General features: G+C 40.7%; 13 protein-coding genes. 1 reads left to right on the top strand and 12 read right to left on the bottom strand.

What is annotated here, in order from left to right; all coding sequences use genetic code 11:
- The first annotated feature begins 2 nt into the window (after positions 1 to 2).
- A complete protein-coding gene (locus L7A31_RS07510) occupies positions 3 to 3,869 on the top strand; it encodes a PAAR-like protein (RefSeq protein ID WP_237360896.1) in 3,867 nt (1,288 codons plus the stop codon).
- Between the two features lie 20 nt (positions 3,870 to 3,889).
- Here L7A31_RS07510 and L7A31_RS07505 read toward each other — a convergent pair whose 3' ends face one another.
- From L7A31_RS07505 to tssC, 12 genes are all read right to left on the bottom strand, one after another.
- Positions 3,890 to 5,233, bottom strand: coding sequence for a hypothetical protein (locus L7A31_RS07505; protein ID WP_237360895.1), 1,344 nt, complete (start codon positions 5,231 to 5,233; stop codon positions 3,890 to 3,892).
- A gap of 86 nt (positions 5,234 to 5,319) precedes the next feature.
- Positions 5,320 to 5,985, bottom strand: coding sequence for a type VI secretion system tube protein IglC (gene iglC, locus L7A31_RS07500; protein WP_237360894.1), 666 nt, complete (start codon positions 5,983 to 5,985; stop codon positions 5,320 to 5,322).
- A gap of 445 nt (positions 5,986 to 6,430) precedes the next feature.
- The gene (locus L7A31_RS07495) at positions 6,431 to 7,213 is read right to left on the bottom strand and encodes a hypothetical protein (protein ID WP_237360893.1); all 783 of its coding nucleotides are present in this window, start codon (positions 7,211 to 7,213) and stop codon (positions 6,431 to 6,433) included.
- Between the two features lie 148 nt (positions 7,214 to 7,361).
- Positions 7,362 to 8,027: a type VI secretion system tube protein IglC gene (gene iglC / locus L7A31_RS07490; RefSeq protein WP_237360892.1), complete on the bottom strand. Its 666-nt coding sequence runs from the start codon at positions 8,025 to 8,027 to the stop codon at positions 7,362 to 7,364.
- An 816-nt stretch (positions 8,028 to 8,843) separates the two neighbouring features.
- Positions 8,844 to 10,256, bottom strand: a complete 1,413-nt coding sequence (locus L7A31_RS07485; protein ID WP_237360891.1) for a hypothetical protein — start codon at positions 10,254 to 10,256, stop codon at positions 8,844 to 8,846.
- A gap of 111 nt (positions 10,257 to 10,367) precedes the next feature.
- Complete coding sequence (gene iglC, locus L7A31_RS07480) at positions 10,368 to 11,033, bottom strand: type VI secretion system tube protein IglC (protein WP_237360890.1); 666 nt, start codon at positions 11,031 to 11,033, stop codon at positions 10,368 to 10,370.
- A 351-nt stretch (positions 11,034 to 11,384) separates the two neighbouring features.
- Positions 11,385 to 12,050: a type VI secretion system tube protein IglC gene (gene iglC / locus L7A31_RS07475; protein ID WP_237360889.1), complete on the bottom strand. Its 666-nt coding sequence runs from the start codon at positions 12,048 to 12,050 to the stop codon at positions 11,385 to 11,387.
- Between the two features lie 1,029 nt (positions 12,051 to 13,079).
- Complete coding sequence (locus tag L7A31_RS07470; RefSeq protein WP_237360888.1) at positions 13,080 to 14,018, bottom strand: hypothetical protein; 939 nt, start codon at positions 14,016 to 14,018, stop codon at positions 13,080 to 13,082.
- Between the two features lie 62 nt (positions 14,019 to 14,080).
- Positions 14,081 to 14,746, bottom strand: a complete 666-nt coding sequence (iglC, locus tag L7A31_RS07465; protein WP_237360887.1) for a type VI secretion system tube protein IglC — start codon at positions 14,744 to 14,746, stop codon at positions 14,081 to 14,083.
- A gap of 757 nt (positions 14,747 to 15,503) precedes the next feature.
- Positions 15,504 to 16,391 carry a hypothetical protein gene (locus tag L7A31_RS07460; protein ID WP_237360886.1) on the bottom strand — a complete coding sequence of 296 codons (888 nt, stop codon included), beginning with the start codon at positions 16,389 to 16,391 and terminating at the stop codon, positions 15,504 to 15,506.
- A gap of 57 nt (positions 16,392 to 16,448) precedes the next feature.
- The gene (iglC, locus tag L7A31_RS07455) at positions 16,449 to 17,114 is read right to left on the bottom strand and encodes a type VI secretion system tube protein IglC (protein ID WP_237360885.1); all 666 of its coding nucleotides are present in this window, start codon (positions 17,112 to 17,114) and stop codon (positions 16,449 to 16,451) included.
- Positions 17,115 to 17,173: 59 nt separating this feature from the next.
- Positions 17,174 to 18,724 (bottom strand): type VI secretion system contractile sheath large subunit, encoded by a 1,551-nt coding sequence (gene tssC / locus L7A31_RS07450; protein ID WP_237360884.1) that lies wholly within the window; start codon positions 18,722 to 18,724, stop codon positions 17,174 to 17,176.
- Positions 18,725 to 18,729: the final 5 nt, after the last annotated feature.

The following is an 18,729-nucleotide window of genomic DNA, read 5'->3' as shown; positions in this document are numbered from 1 at the left end:
AAATGACACAGTCTACATCTTCTATTTTTTCAGAGTATCTATCTAACCTTGATGCTCTGCAAAGCCAATCGGATCAGCAAAGCAGCGCGCAACATACTGCTTTGCAAAAGCAGCTCTCTGTATTGCAAACGATGGCAGAACCAGACTATGTCGCACAAGGCGGAGAGCTTGCTTATATCAACCAAGCTCAAAGCTCGTTACAAAAATATTTAGCTGCACCAGCAAGCGCGGATAATGCAGCTCTAGGGCAAAACCTAAACTCACAGTTAAAATCGGCTTGCCAGACACTTGTTGACAACCCATCTCAGGCAAAAAGTGAATTCGCAGATCTTTCGACCCAACTGACTGAATACCATCAGCAGCAATCTACGTCGATAGCTAGCTTACGCACGCAATACGATCCAACGACTCTCGCTCCTTCGAATGATTACCTTACCCAGCTGACTCAAAACCAACAACAGATTGCTGCAACGACAGAAACATCTCAACCGGAAGAAAAGAGCGAATCAACAACAACGCAATCAGCAAGTTCTTCTGATAGCAGCTCTGATATGACATCGTGGCAATCCATTTGCGACACTACAAAACAGCTGTCGTCGACAACCTCTGCTCAAGAGTGGCAACAAGCGGCTAACCAGCAGATTGAATATCAGTTTGGTCTGCGCTCAGAGCTAGCCTCTCTTAGCCAACAAGCGAGTGAACCAACCACGTTAGCCCAATTGTCTCAACAACCTTATCTGAGTGATTTTTTGTCAGGCTCTTCGCCACAAGAGAGTTTGTATCAAAGTAACCTGCACTCCATCGATTACCAGTTAGTTTGCAATTACACTGGCATGGCACAGTCTGGTGAGGTGGAATTATCAGAGACACAGCAAAGCCTGCTGCAATCACTTCTTAGCAATGCTAACCCAATGCCAGCTGCTAGCGAGCAACCAGAAGGTTTTCAGTCCGAAAGCAGTTCAGAGACAATTGATGAATCACAATTGGACTCTTCGCAACTGGCAGCTTATCAAAGTTATGTCGATAGTTTGTCTGGCTGGCATTACGTGGTGCAAGAAGCTCAAACATGTTCAGTTGGCTCAGCTATAGCCACGCAATATGAACAGTGGGAAACGCAATATATCGAGTACCATTCTCAGTATTCTTCAATGAGCACTTCTGAAGACACTGCCACTTCCAGTAACTCCGATACATCAGGAGAAAGCGAAGAAGGCGGTACGAACTCTGGAGCTGATTTAGTCAGCCAGTTGTCCGCTTTTGATACCCTATCTGATTCTGCTTTCCAACATGAGCAGATGACACAGGCAAAAAATGCTGCGTTCAACAGCTTCCTGCAGTCGTCACCAACGACACAGTTCTATCAGGCTCAATCGCAGTATTTGACTGTCGTTTCTCAATATACACCTTGGCTGACCATGGCATCAGCCAGTACAGAGGAAGGTCAAGAGAGCGAATACGATCCGATGCTGATGTGCGTTCAAGCAACCGAGAGCAGTTTAACTCAGCTTCAGCAGTATTCTTCGTCTCCAGACTCTATGACTTCTTCTGCGAACTCCTATTATCAATCTCAGTATGAGTTGTATCAGCAGCAATTAGGCGAATTACAGAGTTATCAATCTCAAGCACAAGCTAGCCAAGACGCATTGAGCTCGCAATGCCAAACACTCAATGGCTACTTAAATGGCTCTGAGCCGATGGACTATGAGCAAATCATTTACCAAAGTGAAGGCGTGAATCAGTTCTCTTCTTCAATGCCCGACTACACTTCAGTTATTGAACCTTATCAAAGCCAATATCAACAGTATCAATCTGAGGCTGAAGGTTATCAGAGCCAGCTCATTAGCTATAAAGATCAAGCAAACTCGCAAGTGACAGAGTCTAGCCTTTACCAGCAATACGATAACTACCAAAACTCCGACAGCAGCACGTCATACCTTCAGCAGCAAGCCGAAGGCTATGGAATGCCAACAAGTACAACCGATGCAAGCTCAATGATCTCTGGGCCGTATAGTCAGATGATCGAACAGATCCCCAGCCAAGAAGATCTAAATGCGAAAGCTGCTGATCTGATCAATGATAAACTCAACGATCTCAAGTCCCTTTCAAGCCAATTACCTGCGGAGCAATACTCCAATACTTGTCTATCACCACAGCTTTGTGAGCAGGCGCTAGACTCTTTAAATCAAATCAATCAGCAAATGGAATCGGTACTTTCTGGTGATGCAGCCTCCTCGCAATCAGAAACACTGCAAAACCTGATAGAAACACTCAGTTCAGAAGCGCTGGACCAAGTTCCATTCGATCAAATGTCGAGCTGGCTAACAAGCCTGCAAAGTGAACTACAATCTGAATGCGAAAGCTGGGCAAGCAAAATTATGTCCAACACACCGACACAACTCAGTTTTAGCGATCTACCTGCCTTACCTGCATCTTTGCAACAAGACTTCGACTCGTTAAAAAGCAGCTTAGACTCTGTCGTTTCTCCAGTTTCGCAAGAAATCGTCAAAGACTACTCCGCAGTAAAAGATAAAGTTCAGCAGTTTTTCAGCTCTGGTGGCTCAGGGCAATCAGCTAACTTCATGGAGCAAGCTTTTTCCAGCATATCTTCTGGCATTGATTCAGCGGAAAGCAAGCTGCTCGGCTATAAAGAAGATGCATTAAACGCAGCAAGCAAAAAACTTTCTCAAGGCAAAGATGCAATGGAGAGCTTTTTTGGCCCAACTATCAATGAAGCTAAACAGCTTATGGGAGAAGCGACAGGCTATTTACAAAGCCTCACGCAATCAGGCCAAAGTGGTGCTGGGCTTCTTTCAAACTTAGACAGTAAGAAAGCAGAGCTTGAAGCCAAACTCTCCTCACTAATGAGCGAGTTGCAAGGCAAGCTTTCTCTCAATATGGGCGCCTACTCCTCACTCGATTCTTTAAAAAGTAGTATAGAAGCGATGTTGAGCTCTCAGCAGCAGTTTTACTCAATGGATCAGCTGCTGGCAATGAAAGAAAGCGCACTCAGCAGTATCATGAGCAACTATGAAGAAGCACAAGCTAGCCTGACACAGCTCACGAGTCAGCTTGCCCCATGCCCTAATATCAGTGACATCATGGCTGCATCTGAAGAGTTAGAGCAGAACATGCAAGCTTGCGCCGAGCTTGCAGAAAGCGGCTATGCTGCAGCGCAAGAAGCCTATGATGATCCTTATGCAGCAGTAAGTTCAAATGCAGGTGCACCTTCGTTAGACGATCTCCAATCTGAGAATCCAATGGCCTTTGCCAGCGCGCCAACTCTTGACGATATGATGGAGAACGTAGAGGGATACCAGCAATCGATTCAACAACAGGCGACAGCCAATGCAACCGCCACTTTTCAGCAAGCAATACCGAGTGAGTTGACTACCATCAACGAACAAATTCAGCAGGTGAAATGTCAGGTTAATACGTTGCAAGTATTACAAGGAGAAGCGAATAAAGCGGCTTCTAGTTCAGCTGGCACAGCCGCTTGTGGAAGTGCGCCGGTCACTTGTATGGGCTCGATGATGATGTGTTCATTTGCCGTTGGGCCATCAACGTATAGTTCACTACGAGCCACCATGCTTATTAACAATAAGCCTGCAACCACCATCAATGACTGCATTCCGATTGTAAACATCACGCCTTTCCCTGGCTGCACCGCGCCAACACACCCAGCGTATCCAGCAAACCCTTCAGTGAATCCATGTATTCCGGCACTCAGCAGTTTTGTGCCAACCAATGTGTTGACACAAATACAAGGAGAACCGGTGAATACATTAAACAATTGCGCAATGTGTAATACAGCAGCGGGAGGAGTGGTGCAGTTTGTAAACCCAGTCCAGATGACGACGTTTACGGAGTGATAAGGTAAAGCGAATAAAGATTAAACAGATAATCCTTGAAGAATCTTTATCGCTTCCTGTCTCAATAACTTAATATTACTGTCATTAGTGAATATTTTGTTTCTCCAGTGGGAAGCTTCATCAACTTCAGTCCGTTGCTCTCTTGCTCGTTGGCTGTTAATAAGGCCAGCTAATTTGACATCAAATTCTGCTAATATTCTCTCGGGTGTATATGATATAAATAGTAAGAAATAGCTTATATATGAATGCTTGTTTTTTGAGTCTGACTTTTCAAATAACTTAGCAACAAGTAGCCTTATTATTTTGTAACTGTTACATAGGACTAAACTTTCCTGAAAAGCCTTTATTCTTTTGTAACCGGAGGATCTTTCATTCCCAAGTGTATGAGTTGATGAATACTCCTCTAAATATTTATTACAACTCATGCTCAGGTATTCTTGCACATATAAATAACCATCATCTTCTACATCACAGTTTTCTGATATATCCAGTGCTCGACTTTTCTTCCGGTATATATGAGAGTGCCCAGGTGCAGCTCTAATTTGTTCAGGGCACAAAATGTAATCTTTTCTCAATGTTTTTTGGTTAATCACCCAATGCCTTTTGCCATCAAAGACTCCAATCTTACTAGTCGGCACGTTTAAATCTCTACTTAACATATGGGCGATTGCATTTGCCCATATGTTAGTAATATCCCTAGACTCAACCGTACCAACGCTGACTGGAGAACGCTGACGAATTTTGTCATTCCATAAGCTTCTATTGTAGTCTTTATCCTGAGAGTGCATATTTCTAGACGAAGAGAAAACCATCTGCAATGGAGTTCCTCTTGAAAGCTGATATGCATTAGATTTAATTGCCCACCCCAAAAAATCTGTATTTGGATTTGCCGCAACATTTCTAAGGTGTTTGTTTCTAAGTCTAGTTAATGCTGTTTTATGGTAAACGCCATCAACAGCTTCAGTTTTCTGAATAGCTAAGATGTTAGTGAGACCCTGATAGTCTGCCAGCGTTTGCTGGTAAGATACTCGCTTTTTTTTAAACTCATCTTGATACCAGGGAGAACTGATTCCTACTCCGTTGTTATCGGTTTCCGTTACTATGGTTCTTAACGTCCTATTCGCGATCAATACACCTTTCTCCTGTTGCTTTCCCCAATCGTTTTCAAATGCGGGATAAAGAACAGAAATGCCAGTATGAATATGAGTAACACCAATAAATGAGTCAAACTTTCTGCGTTGATTGTTACTGCATCTCCAATTATCGATAGAACGAGTATCTAAATGCAGGTCTTGAAATATGTTTAACGGGACCGTAGGTCTAATTTTATCTTTCTGTCCATCTCTAGACGAATATAAAGGCATAGATTTTCCTATTAAGCATTCTATGAATTTATGAAATAGATAGAGGGTGGCTACCTCTATCTATATTTAGTTAACCAGCTTTAACCTTAGCTAGCTGCCGACTCATCAATGCTTAATAATGCATACTGCCCCTTCTCTGTGCTCAATGCATGAACAACATCTAATGCTGCAGCATCAAAGCTTTTGCGATCAATTTGGAAGTTCATTCCCAAGATTGGCGCAAGTTCACAGCTAACAGTTGATCCCCCCATAAAGTGACCATCACCAAGGTCCAAGTCGAAATCATCGTTACTGATTGGAGTTAGAACCATACCTGATGGAGGGCACATTGCTGGCGCCCAAACATCATCATTCTTAAACTCTTGGTTCTCATTCCAAGTGCCAAATTTGATAGTATTGTCGCTCGCGTCCCCTTTACGTACCGCAGAAATAGCTGTTTCTAGTTCTGTTCGAAGTGCAGGGCTAATGGCACAACGCAGTTGGAAAGTTAACCCAGCAGCCATTTGCGGGCCTGCCAAATCAAATGCTGTCAAGGTGCAAGAAGCCGTTGGAGAGGTCACGTCATTAATTTGTTGGCCTCCATCGATCGCAAATAAAGCCTTTGGAATTTCAACACCAAAAATTGTGCAAGAGTCACAGAAAAGACGCGGTTCATTGTGCTGGCCAAATGCTGACGTTTCGCCAGTGATAAATGAAAGAGGCTCGCAGTCAACAACAACAGAGCGAGAGACAAGGGGTTTGATATTAGCCATGATATTTACCTTCTAAAATGCATAACAGAGACAAGACTAAAGCTCTCTGCTATAAGAAGCTGAAATATAATAGCAATACCAAATATAATCCTGGAATATATGCATTTAAAGAAAGAATAAATTATACAAAACCCATAAAAAAGAAAATAAGAATGAGTTAATATTCAATATGTATGTATATAAAACCAATGATAAGCAATGCGATTTTCTAGATTTTCTAGATTTTCTAGATTTTCTAGAATGAGTAGAAATTAGAGTTAAGGGGTAAAATGAAAAGTTCCGTATTTTTGGGAAAATAAATAGATAAAAGCAATAAATTGTTCTATCTAAATGCTCAACCGAAAGAAACTTTCAGTCGAGCATCTTAGCCACTTAGTGTACAGGTGTTAAGTTAAGTTAAGTTAAGTTAAGTTAAGTTAAGTTAAGTTAAGTAAAACTTGTGGGATTAAACTCGGACGGGGACTCGAGGAGGAGGAGCAGCTCGGACGGGGGCCCGAGAAGGAGCAACAGCACAAAATGCAGTTATGTCATTATAGTTCATAATGTTTGTGCATTGCTTAACACCCAAACTTACCCACTGCCCTGTTGAAGAGCGGTTATCTGGAACCTTCCCCATCAAGACAGAACACATCCTTCCTGTTGCAGTAACAATTGCAAAAATATCAGGAACTCTTTGAATACCAAACCTAGCCATTAACTCCGCCATTTCTGCCGCTGTCCATAACCTATCTGGAAGAAAGCCTTTTATTGAGCGGGGAACTCCAGATTGGTGCCGCCTTATGTATCTATTAAATTCGCGTTTAAGCGTTGTATTATCACTCTTTTTATCGGATGTACCAGAGTGAGAAGCATAGATGTTTTGCCCGTTACGCCAAGTTGTTACTAAACACCCACTCATCGGCCCTGTTATTATATCGTAGCTTTTTCCAGCATGATTTAGAGCTATAGTAGTAGTTCTGCCTGGAGTATAATCGCACCATCTATATTCTATCTGTCGAATACCGTTAATCACTCTAGGAAGTCTTCTCGAACCAGTTGCTGCGGGATGTATACCCATATAGTTCATCACAGTCGCTGGCTTTTCTGATGCAACTACTAGTCCATCAGCAGGTCCATTTTCAATGCCACCGCGATCAGGAAACACCGCACCGGGAAAAATCGCATGACCATCTTCTGGTTTAGTCCAGTTAAACTTCATCCCGGCTTCAAAATATACGTCTATACTCATAATTTTTCTTTTATTTATTAGTCTTTTCGTTAGTTGGAAATACTACAAATTGTAGATTTCCACGGGTAAACCCACCGTTTTCTGTATCAACAGAATAAAATAGAAGCCATACATATATAAAAAGTATGATCTACCTATTCAAGTCCTATTAACTACCCGCAGACTCATCAATACTCAACAGCGCGTATTGACCTTTCTCAGTGCTCAGTGCGTGAACCACATCTAGAGCTGCGGCTTCGAAGCTCTTACGGTCGATTTGAAAGCCATCACCCACGATTGGAGCAAGTTCGCAACTTACGGTTGAACCGCCCATAAAGTGGCCGTCGCCAATTATTAGATTGAAATCTGAATTGCTAACTGGAGTTAACACCATGTCTGCTGGCGGCTGCATCGCTGGCCCCCAAACTTCGTCGTTTTTGAATTCTTGGTTCTCATTCCACGTACCGAACTTAATGGTATTGTCACTTGCATCGCCTTTGCGAACTGCCGAAATAGCAGTTTCAAGCTCAGTGCGTAACGCTGGGCTAATTGGACAACGGATGGTGAAATTTAGACCTGCAGCCATCTGAGGGCCGGCAAGGTCGAACTCTGTCAAAGAACAAGCAGCCGTTGGAGATGTCACATCATTAATTTGTTGGCCACCATCAACACAAAACAGTGCCATAGGGATTTCTACACCAAAGATAGTACAAGCATCGCAGAATAAACGAGGCTCGTTGTGCTGACCAAATGCTGATGTTTCACCAGTGATAAAGGAAAGAGGCTCGCAGTCAACAACAACTGAACGAGAGACTAAGGGTTTAATATTTGCCATTATAAATACCTGATTAAGGAACAACCGTAGAATAAATATCCAATGAATAATCCATACAACATTCAGGTAATATATAAAAAACTTTGAAAATCGTCTCCGAATAACTTATTAGCCAATGGTTATAAGTAAATAAATATAGAACAGCCACTGTTAACAACCAAGTAACAAAACCATGAACAGTTCATAGAGGACTTAATATGACATTTCATTCATGAGAATTTATACTATATTTTAGATATAGGAAAGACTCTTCATTACAATTAATTAAGAGCTAAAAAGAAAGGCTTGGTTATAACGTGCCAATTGTTAAGCTATTGTTACTAAACTTCTATATCGTAGTCTTTTGAAAAATTCCGTTTCTCCACGGATAAAGGAAAGGGGGATTGCAGTCAACAACAGAACGGGAACAAGGGATTGATATTAGTCATGAGATTTGCTTTCTAAAATGCATAACAGAGATGCAACTTAGACTTTCTCTTCCATAAGAAGATGAAATATAATAGCAATACCAAATGCAATCATAGAGTATATAAATTTAAAGGAAGAATAAATTGCATAAAATATCAAATAAAGAAATAAAATCGAGTTTATATGCAGGTTTTATGTATGTAGAGGTAGTAATAAAGTACTTAACCTTCATAGAATTGCTATAAGTGAATAGAAATTAAATACCATGAGGATTAAAGTAAAACACCTTATGAGGCCCTCATAGAGAAAATGAGAGCCGAGAATGCGCTGTCAGTCGAGGTTTTCAGCATCACACATTAGAGTTCAAGGTTTAGCAATATCGACTGTACCTTCTTGTAACTCAATAAACTACTGATACATTGCATATCGACGAGCACGATTTTTCTGGTATTTTTTAACATCTTTATTAAAAGATTCATCTTCCTTTTTTTCTTTAAAAAATACTTTGTCACGGCCACCAGCTTCATTAATAATACCGTGGCTACGGATGGATATTTTCCTCAAGCATCTCTCAATATTGTTTGCATAAGATTGCAATGTACTTACTTGATACCTAGGGTTATACAAATTTTCTCTAGTGAGTGCTGCTAGTATATTTCTGGCAATATCTGGTGTGAGTGTATCTTTAGGGTTACCTAATTTAGGATAGTAACTCGAATCCCTGAAAACTGCCTGAAGCGTTTTTAGGAATGTAGCTCCAGCCATATTATCTACAACGTCACAGATTGGACTAGCCCAACTCTCTCCATCGGAGAGCAGACTCAATGACTCAAAATATGAGTAATATTCAGGTGCAAACAATTCCAAAGCGACTTGCTCATTCTCTATTTTTACACCACAAGATTTCTGCAACTTCCTATGCTTTGTGTTTAAGCTTGCAGGCTTTTTGTAGCCCGTAGAGCTTAACTTTCCACCATAATGGAAAACCCGATCAGTCACATGAGAGTATCGATGCCTCACTTTCTTGGCAAGCATCTCTTTATATGCAGAAAGCTGTGTCTTCTTTAGAGTATCAAAAATCTCTGGGTCATTAACTCCAGCATGTTCCAAAATTAATTCTATAGTGTTGGCATTGATCAGCTCATAAGCACCTGGGTATTCTTTATATTTTTCAGCAAATGCCCCATGGTTACCAATTATAGAGTCTACCTCTACCGTAGTAGCCTCACTAAACTTTGGCATGATTGGCTGAAAGCCTGTTGAATTAACGCTTGTTCGACCATTTTGGTCTGTAAAAGTCATATATGCTTTTCGCACAAATGTATAGCTCGACATATCCGAAACACGTTTGGCAACTGAGGTTCCAATATTGCTCGACCAATTCAAGTCACCAGGAACAGCATCTTTCAAATCTAAGACTATTGACACTTTATTACTCAGGTTATCTCTCTCTCTAGCGATATATTCGACTAGTTTTAGAGCTGAAATACACCCTCTAGAATGTCCAATGGCATTGATTTTTAGTATTTCGCCTCTCGGTAAGCTTTGTACATATGCACGAATATACTTTAGAGCCTCTTTTGCTCTTTCTCCTGTTCCATGCGCAGTTAGGCCAAAGTTGTTCCACTTACCAATATCGCAGCCATCTATAGTTATGACTGGCCCTAGAGTGGAACGGTTTATTGAAGATTTAAGTCGAATTTTATTAACTTGATCAAATATATAGCCAGAGCATGTATCCAATTTTTTTTTGCCTACATATTTGCTTCTGGTATGAACTCGACCTGTCCCACAAAAATAAAACGTAATATGGTTATTCATTTCTATCTACTGGCTATCTCTTAACTTTAATACGCCGCCTCATTGAGACAAAAATATTATTTTTTGTCTCAATGAGTGCACCTATAAGACTTTCATATAAAGTGAAGCAAATTAACTAGCGGCAGCCTCGTCAATACTTAACAGAGCATACTGGCCTTTCTCAGTGCTTAGTGCGTGAACAACGTCTAGTGCTGTTGCATCAAAGCTTTTACGGTCAATTTGGAAGTTCATTCCCATGATCGGAGCTAGCTCGCAGCTAACAGTTGATCCCCCCATAAAGTGGCCATCACCAAGATCCAAGTCGAAATCATCGTTGCTGATTGGTGTTAAAACCATGCCCGATGGAGGACACATTGCAGGAGCCCAAACATCATCATTTTTAAACTCTTGGTTCTCATTCCAAGTGCCAAACTTGATGGTATTATCGCTTGCATCGCCTTTACGTACTGCAGAAATAGCCGTCTCAAGCTCTGTTCTTAGTGCAGGGCTAATTGCACAACGAATTTGGAAAGTTAATCCTGCAGCCATTTGAGGTCCTGCCAAATCGAATGCAGTCAAAGTGCAGGCAGCTGTTGGAGAGGTAACGTCATTAATTTGTTGGCCCCCATCAATGGCAAAAAGTGCCTTAGGAATTTCAACACCAAAAATTGTGCAAGAGTCAGAGAACAAACGAGGTTCATTATGTTGGCCAAATGCTGATGTTTCACCAGTGATAAAGGAAAGAGGCTCGCAGTCAACAACAACGGAGCGAGAAACTAAGGGTTTGATATTTGCCATGATAATTGCCTTCTTAATTTAAGTCAGAGCGAAAATAGTGTCTCTGTGATAGGAAAATAATATAAAGGCAAAATAGAATATAAGCCCGGAATATGTCACAAACTAAGAAGAATAAATTGCCCATTTTTATTTAAAAACACAATTAATCACGTGATGAAAATTTTATTATCACCTTTAATAAATTTATTAATTTTTGTTATATTCAGTTGGGAAAAGAGAGCAATTACGAAACTTGGTGGATATGATAAGAAAGCTCTTTACTTAAATACGTAAAGAGCTTTAACAGTTTGCAATAAGCTAGCTATTTATTCTTAATAAGAGAAATAAGTATTTCCTCTATCAAGAAATAGTTTAGCTGCCAGCAGATTCATCAATGCTTAGTAGGGCGTATTGGCCTTTTTCTGTACTAGTGCCGTGCACAACATCTAGTGCTGCAGCATCAAAGCTCTTGCGATCTATTTGGAAGTTCATTCCCATAATTGGTGCTAGCTCACAGCTGACTGTTGAGCCGCCCATAAAGTGACCATCACCAATATCAAGATCGAAATCGTCGTTACTGATTGGCGTTAGAACCATACCTGATGGAGGGCACATTGCTGGTCCCCATACGTCATCGTTTTTGAATTCTTGCTTTTCGTTCCACGTACCAAACTTGATGGTATTGTCGCTTGCATCACCTTTACGAACTGCTGAGATTGCCGTCTCTAATTCTGTTCTTAGTGATGGGCTAATTGCGCAGCGAAGTTGGAAAGTAAGACCTGCGGCCATTTGAGGGCCAGCTAAGTCAAATGCTGTCAGCGTACAAGCTGCGGTTGGTGAAGTAACATCATTGATTTGCTGACCACCATCGATAGCAAACAGAGCTTTAGGGATTTCTACCCCAAAGACAGAGCAAGAATCACAAAATAGACGAGGTTCATTGTGCTGCCCAAATGCTGAAGTTTCACCAGTAATGAAAGCCAAAGGTTCGCAATCAACTACTACAGAACGGGCCACGAGTGGTTTGATATTTGCCATGATAGTTACCTAGTTATGAATTCTGAATCAGCGAAGTAGCTAACTCTTTAGTATGTGGGTAACAATATATGGCGAAACGTCCAAAAGGCCTTGGAATATATGGAAAGTCAAGGAGAATAAATTGCACGCAGATAGACAAACTATGCAATAAAGTAGTGCTAACAACCTGTAGTGAATATCTTAGTGGCTGCATATAGAGATGCAAATACGCTCATATATAGAAACAATCAAGAGGTGTAAAAATCAGAGCTATTGAATAACTGGACTTCCATTGTAAAGGAAGGGTTACAATTTACGAGCCAATGGTACTACTGGATAGTGGGGCTACGCGTCCATGGAAAGACTCTTTGGTAGCATCAAATACGGCTGTTTGTTGATAGTCGTACAGCTATTACGCGTACATACCTGAAAGAGTATTGGAGTTATATGTGGTATTGCAGTTTAGACAGGCTAGATACGGTCAATAAAGTGTATGTCGCCCGTCGATTTTGAAAATCCCGCCTTAGAAGACTTCCAAGTGAATTACGCAAAAGCAAACACCTCTAGTGTCAGTCAGAATTTGCCAATTTTTCAATCGTGATATAGCCTGTGAACTGTGAATTAAGCTGTCGCCCAATGAATCTCCCTACCACCTTATCGTATATCGACTCTAATTTTGAAGCGTCAATAGTTTTCAAATCAATCGCGTTCGTAGAACTAGACTCTGAGCGTTCAAATTTCTAAATATACTATATATCAACGACATGGCTCTGCTATAGTAAGGGGGCTATAGTACATGCGAAAGTCATCTGTGTGCCCAAATGGATAGTGAAAGGAGTTGGAGTAACTGCCCATAGGAGAGTACAAACCATCAGCCAAATACAGAGTCATTTGGCCGGAAAACCTTTCACTAACCAACCTAAGAAATAGAAATCTGTGAGATTGATTGCGATGCTTGAAAGACACTACTAATCAAGCTAATAACAAAAGTACTCTTTGAAAAAGGAAAGTAGTGGAAATTATTAGCATAAGTAAGAGATGCAACGCTCGCTAATCCTTCACGTAATTATTCACATTCATATGAAAAGTATCTACTATATACGCCCCGTTTGGGTTTGAATTTTTCTCAGAGTAATAATTGGGTTGGTTTTTATTAGTCAACTTCGTTTTGATAAAACCAGTACCATGATGAATTTTAGCTTTAGTTGTCGTACCTCTCACTTTCCAGCCATAGTCTTCTGGCTTTAACCTGACAGTGTATAAACCTTTACTGTCAGGCTTAAAAATGTTGAATAACATAATATGACCAAAGGAGTCACCATTTTCTGGGTTAACAATACTCGGTGGTATATTAAATGCCAGTATGGTTCCTGCGTTTTTTGTCGTTTGAGCTACGGGATAAAAACCCGAATTATACCTCCTTTGCATATCAAGTAGTGGGCTACAACGACTTCCTCGTTGCTTTTGTTGTTCTCGCACTAACTCATTGGTTAAATCTAAACTAGCAGTGTCATGGCTACTAATTCTCAACTCCCCCTCATCGATAAATAATCTCTTAATATCATGCACTTGGTCCGAGTTTAAGCCAACGATATCAATTGCCCCACTTCCAAAAAAGCCACACCCCTTAAGATTGCCAACGTAAAATTCTCCTGCTACAACTCGACTTAGAAAAATACTAATATCGTGTTTCGATTTAAAGCTAATTGGCTGATCGACATACGGACGCATCAGTAGAGCAGCTTGGCAGGCTCGATCTATAATTTTTCTGCTGGTAGTATCTTGTGATGAAGCGTGTATTCCACGATGTGTGTCTATTGCCTCCAAACAACGTCCAATCGTTCTCGTGGGAAGACACTCGCCTTCTGAAGCGTCAAATAAATAGCGATTGACAATATCTTTTCTTATTTGGGTTCTGTACTTTATTTTTGTACTAAGTGTTTTTCGTTTGTGACTACGAGCATCATGTAACCTTGACTCAAAACGCATTATATCCTTACCTCACATTTCAACTAATTTACGACATAAACTAAATAACGAGTCCAATAACTTTAGCCAGCCGCAGCCGCATCAATACTAAGGAGTGGATACAACCCTTTTGCAGGACTCTCACCATGAACAACACTTATTGAATTTTCTTTATAACTTTCAAAGTCAATAATAAAGTTATCTCCAGAAATTGGGGCTAATTCACACATCGCAGTGTTCCCTCCCATAAAATGTCCTTCGCCTACCTCCAAATCAAAACTAGAGGTATCTATAGGTTTTAACACCATCCCTTCCGCAGGCAACATCGCAGGGGCCCATGCATCGTCATTTTTAAACTCCTGTTTTTCATTCCACTTGCCAAACTTGATCGTTTGGTCACTTGCTTCCCCTTTTTTAACTGAAGCTATCGCTGTCTCTAAATCAGTTCTTAAAGTTGGGCTAATAGCGCCTAAAATAGTAAAACTGAGACCCGCGGCTTGACCAGGACTAGACAACTCAAAATCTACCAATACGCAAGCTGCTGTAGGCTCTGTAACATTAATAGCATCTTCCCCGCCCTCAACCGCATATAGCGCTTTAGGTAAGTCAATTCCAAAAATACTACAAGAGTCACAAAACAAGCGTGGGCGATTGTGTTGACCAAAGGCAGAGCCTTCATCCGTTGAAAGCGCTAATGGTTCGCAATTTACAACAACAGAACGAGGAACGAGTGGTTTCATATTAGCCATAATTACCTACTTATTAATTAATACTAAATTCAAGAATCGATGACATCTAATTACAGTAGACGGTCATCGCTAAGTGGTAAAAATATATATTAAGATTATAAAAAAATGATGGAATATTTTTTTTAAAATCGGGAATAATTATTTAATTGCACAATAACCAAATTATGTGAAATATAATAATATTGACATAAATAAAATCATCCAATCATGTATCACTATCTATAGTCAAATAGTGTATTAATCCATCAACTACAGCCGACCAGAATATTCCCCACCTTAAAGATGGATGAAATTTATTGTTCTCGATTAGGAAAATTTTAAAATAAAAATAGGAATGAGTTACTACTGCGTGCACTGTAGGGCGGGATCGAACTTTGTATAAGAATCTGACCTAATAGGCTAAATTAATTAATGATTCACTCATTATAGCTTACTCGATCACCTGTCTGTAGCTGAAGGATCTTGTTTCAACACCAACCGAAAGTGTGACCTTATTAATGTCATTTTAATTATAACTAGTGCTTCAGAATTAGACTTCAAGATCTTATAAATTATCAAATTAAATGAACTTGACTGGTTAAGAGAATATCATCGCTAATACACGCCTAAAATAATTATTATTAAATAATAATAGCAATAAGCCAGCGCTATATTTATATCACTGACTTATTGATGTTCGATAGCAAGAGCACGTCAGGCCTTAGCTAAGTACCTATTATGTGCTACAAAAGGGCTAAAGTATTTTATCATACATCTCTTAAATTGAGAGTGCATTGATCTTATAGTGACGTCGAGGGTTTTTTTCCTTTTCAGAGTAGTAGGATGGATTCGCAGTCTTATCCTTTAGGCAGCCTATAGCCCCTATACTATGATGTATCCTATCAGATGCCGGCATTCCTTTTACAGGCCCCCAGCCTCCCCAACCATGCTGCTCAGGCTTTAACATCACTGTGTAAAGTTCAGGGTTAAAAGGGTCTTTTTTTTCAACCTTAAAAAGCATCATGTGAGTAAACGGTAAACCATTTTCAGGATTGACTAAAGTTGGTGGAATAGTGAATGCTAGTGCTCGCCCAGAAGATTCCTTATTATCACCGTGTTGCATAATACTGTTAGAATGGTATAGCGCTTCTATATCTCGACCTAATAGGTCATGCGCTTCTCTCTGCATCCGTAAGAGTTCATCTTTTAGATTCTTATCTGCAGCATCATGGGTACTTTTTCTTTCTTTCCCTTCACCAGCAAACAGTTCTTTTAAATCACGCACCTGTTCTTCATTGAGCCCTGCTATTTCTACCGCACCACTTCCGAGAAATCTAGCTCCTGCAAATTTATCATTGTGAGAATAAAATTCGCCAGCAATCACCCTATTCATTAGTATAGTTAGATCTAGCCTAGACTTAAAATGTAGAGGTTGACCTGCGTATGATCGCATCATTATTGCAGCGTCACATGCTAAGTTAACAGCTTTTCTAGTTGAAGTCTTACCTGTGCTGAGCCTCCTTTTGTGAGTATCTATCTCTCTCAAGTACCTATCTAGTCGGTCTTCAGACAATATATAGCGCGAACGGTTACGGCCAAACAAAACCCTTTCAACAATATCTACTCTAACTTCATAGTAGCATCTGCGTTTTTCTTCTCTGGGCATAACAATGTTACTCCAATTTATTTGTATCAATAACCTAATGGTTTAATCACTAGTCAATTAACTGCCAGCAGACTCATCAATACTTAATAGCGCATATTGACCTTTCTCAGTACTCAGCGCGTGAACTACATCTAGCGCTGCAGCATCGAAGCTCTTACGGTCGATTTGGAAGCCATCACCCATAACTGGCGCCAGTTCGCAACTTACGGTTGAGCCGCCCATAAAGTGGCCATCACCAAGAATAAGGCCGAAATCAGAGTTACTAATTGGTGTTAATACCATGCTGGCTGGTGGTTGCATGGCTGGGCCCCAAACATCATCATTTTTAAACTCTTGGTTTTCATTCCAAGTACCAAACTTAATGGTATTGTCGCTGGAATCGCCTTTACGAACTGCTGAGATAGCCGTTTCTAATTCAGTGCGCAGCGCTGGGCTGATTGGGCACTGTATAGTAAAGCTCAAACCTGCCGCCATTTGTGGGCCAGCTAACTTAAATTCAGTCAGTGTACAGGCTGCAGTTGCGTCGGTAACGTCACTGATCTCTTGACCACCATCGATACAAAACAGTGCTTTAGGAATTTCCACACCAAAGATTGTGCAAGAATCGCAGAACAAACGTGGTTCGTTGTGTTGGCCAAATGCAGTTTTATGGCCAGTAGTGAAACTTAACGGTTCGCAGTCAACCACTACTGAACGTGGAACTAATGGTTTGATATTTGCCATTTTTAATACCTTTTTATTTGTAAATTTGAATACATAAAGCCGATGGCCTTATTGGATAATTACGCTGCTTCTTCAGCTTCTGCTGAAGCAAACAGACCTGGGTCCAGTCGAGTATCGACTTTTAATGTGGTATCCATACCTTCAAATTGAATATGCGGCAGAACGCTAATGCTGCACTTATACCAACCTGCTTTTCCTGGAATTTGAGTCACCTCGATTTCCGCAGCTCTAAATGGGTATTTGGCCATTTCTAGCGCTGTCGGCTGAGTGATAGTTGTGACGTAGCGATTTATCCAGTTGTTGAGTAAATCACGAATGCTTTCCGTGGTTGAGAAGCCGCCAATCTTGTCGCGAATAACGCTTTTCACGTAATGAGAGATACGCGAAACACATAGGGTGTAAGAAAGGTTCGCCACCAATTGAGAGTTCATGGAGTCAAAACCATCAACAAACTCTTCGACTTTTTTCACTGAGTTCGCACTGAAGAAGCAGCAGTTGTTGGTGCCCTTCTCTTCTACCGCTGGAATGATGCCAATGTTTGATAGAGACAGTTCCATGAAATCTGGGAATGATATATTGAGCGCCGAGCGATACTCATCGAAACCACGCACGTTAAATACAGGACGAATCAAGTCTTCAACATAGCCGCCACTTTCTGGCCCGCGTAGATATTGGAACCAACCAGTTTTACCAAACGAGCGCATGATGTTTTTTGTCATCAACAGAGAAGCAGGGCCCCATTGGTAGGCTTCGTTAGACTCGTAGTTAGTGACTTCCTCAACAAAACCGCTCATGTTGCGATCTTGCACTGGGTTGTTCACTGGGTGATATGGCTGTCTTAGAATGAAGTCACTCACTGTTAACGCCACGTAAGCAGCGTGATCAGTCTTACGGAACGCATTCCAGTCACGATATCTTGGGTGCTCCAGAAGCGTTTCAAAGCTCTTGATTTGCTTCACTTCATCAATGTTGTTTACACCGAAAAAACGAGGGTTGATTGAAGCAACAAATGGCGCGTGAGTCGATTCGGCAATCATGCCCATCCCTGTCAGCCAAGTGATGTCATCCATGGTGTTTTCGAAGTCGTATAAGCCTGTTAATAGGCCATATGGTTCACCACCATATTGGTCATATTCGGCAACGTAGACTTTCTTAAACATTTCGCTGCTGGAAATATCGTACATGTTACGTTCAAAGTCGTATTGCAGCTCTTCTTTTTTAACGTCTAATAGCGTGACTTCGATATTGTCGTATTCATCTTTCACCAGCTCTTCAAGTTTTAGCCACTGGTTTTCTAAATAGCGAAATTCTGGGTGCTTAAGAATGCTATTTACTTGCTCTTCAACCACTTCATTAATGCGTTCAATAGCGCGTTGCACGTAAGACTTGTTGTAATTAATGATGTCGTCGTTATTTGCGAGCACCATAGCCAGTGCTGCGATATTACGTGAGTAATAGTCTTCATAGATTTCATCTACAGACGTAAAGTCGTCAGTAATATCAATATTCACTTTCGCAAGGCTGTTTTTTTGCTCTTGCTGAGTTCCGCCAAATAACTGAATAATGCTGTAAAGAGAACTTGTCTCATCTACTGTGATAGTTTCTGTCATCGTAT

Origin of the sequence: Vibrio marisflavi CECT 7928 (assembly GCF_921294215.1) — a bacterium.
GTDB lineage: Bacteria > Pseudomonadota > Gammaproteobacteria > Enterobacterales > Vibrionaceae > Vibrio > Vibrio marisflavi.
The sequence above is the reverse complement of the archived record's forward strand: the minus strand, read 5'-3'. Positions and strand labels throughout refer to the sequence as shown.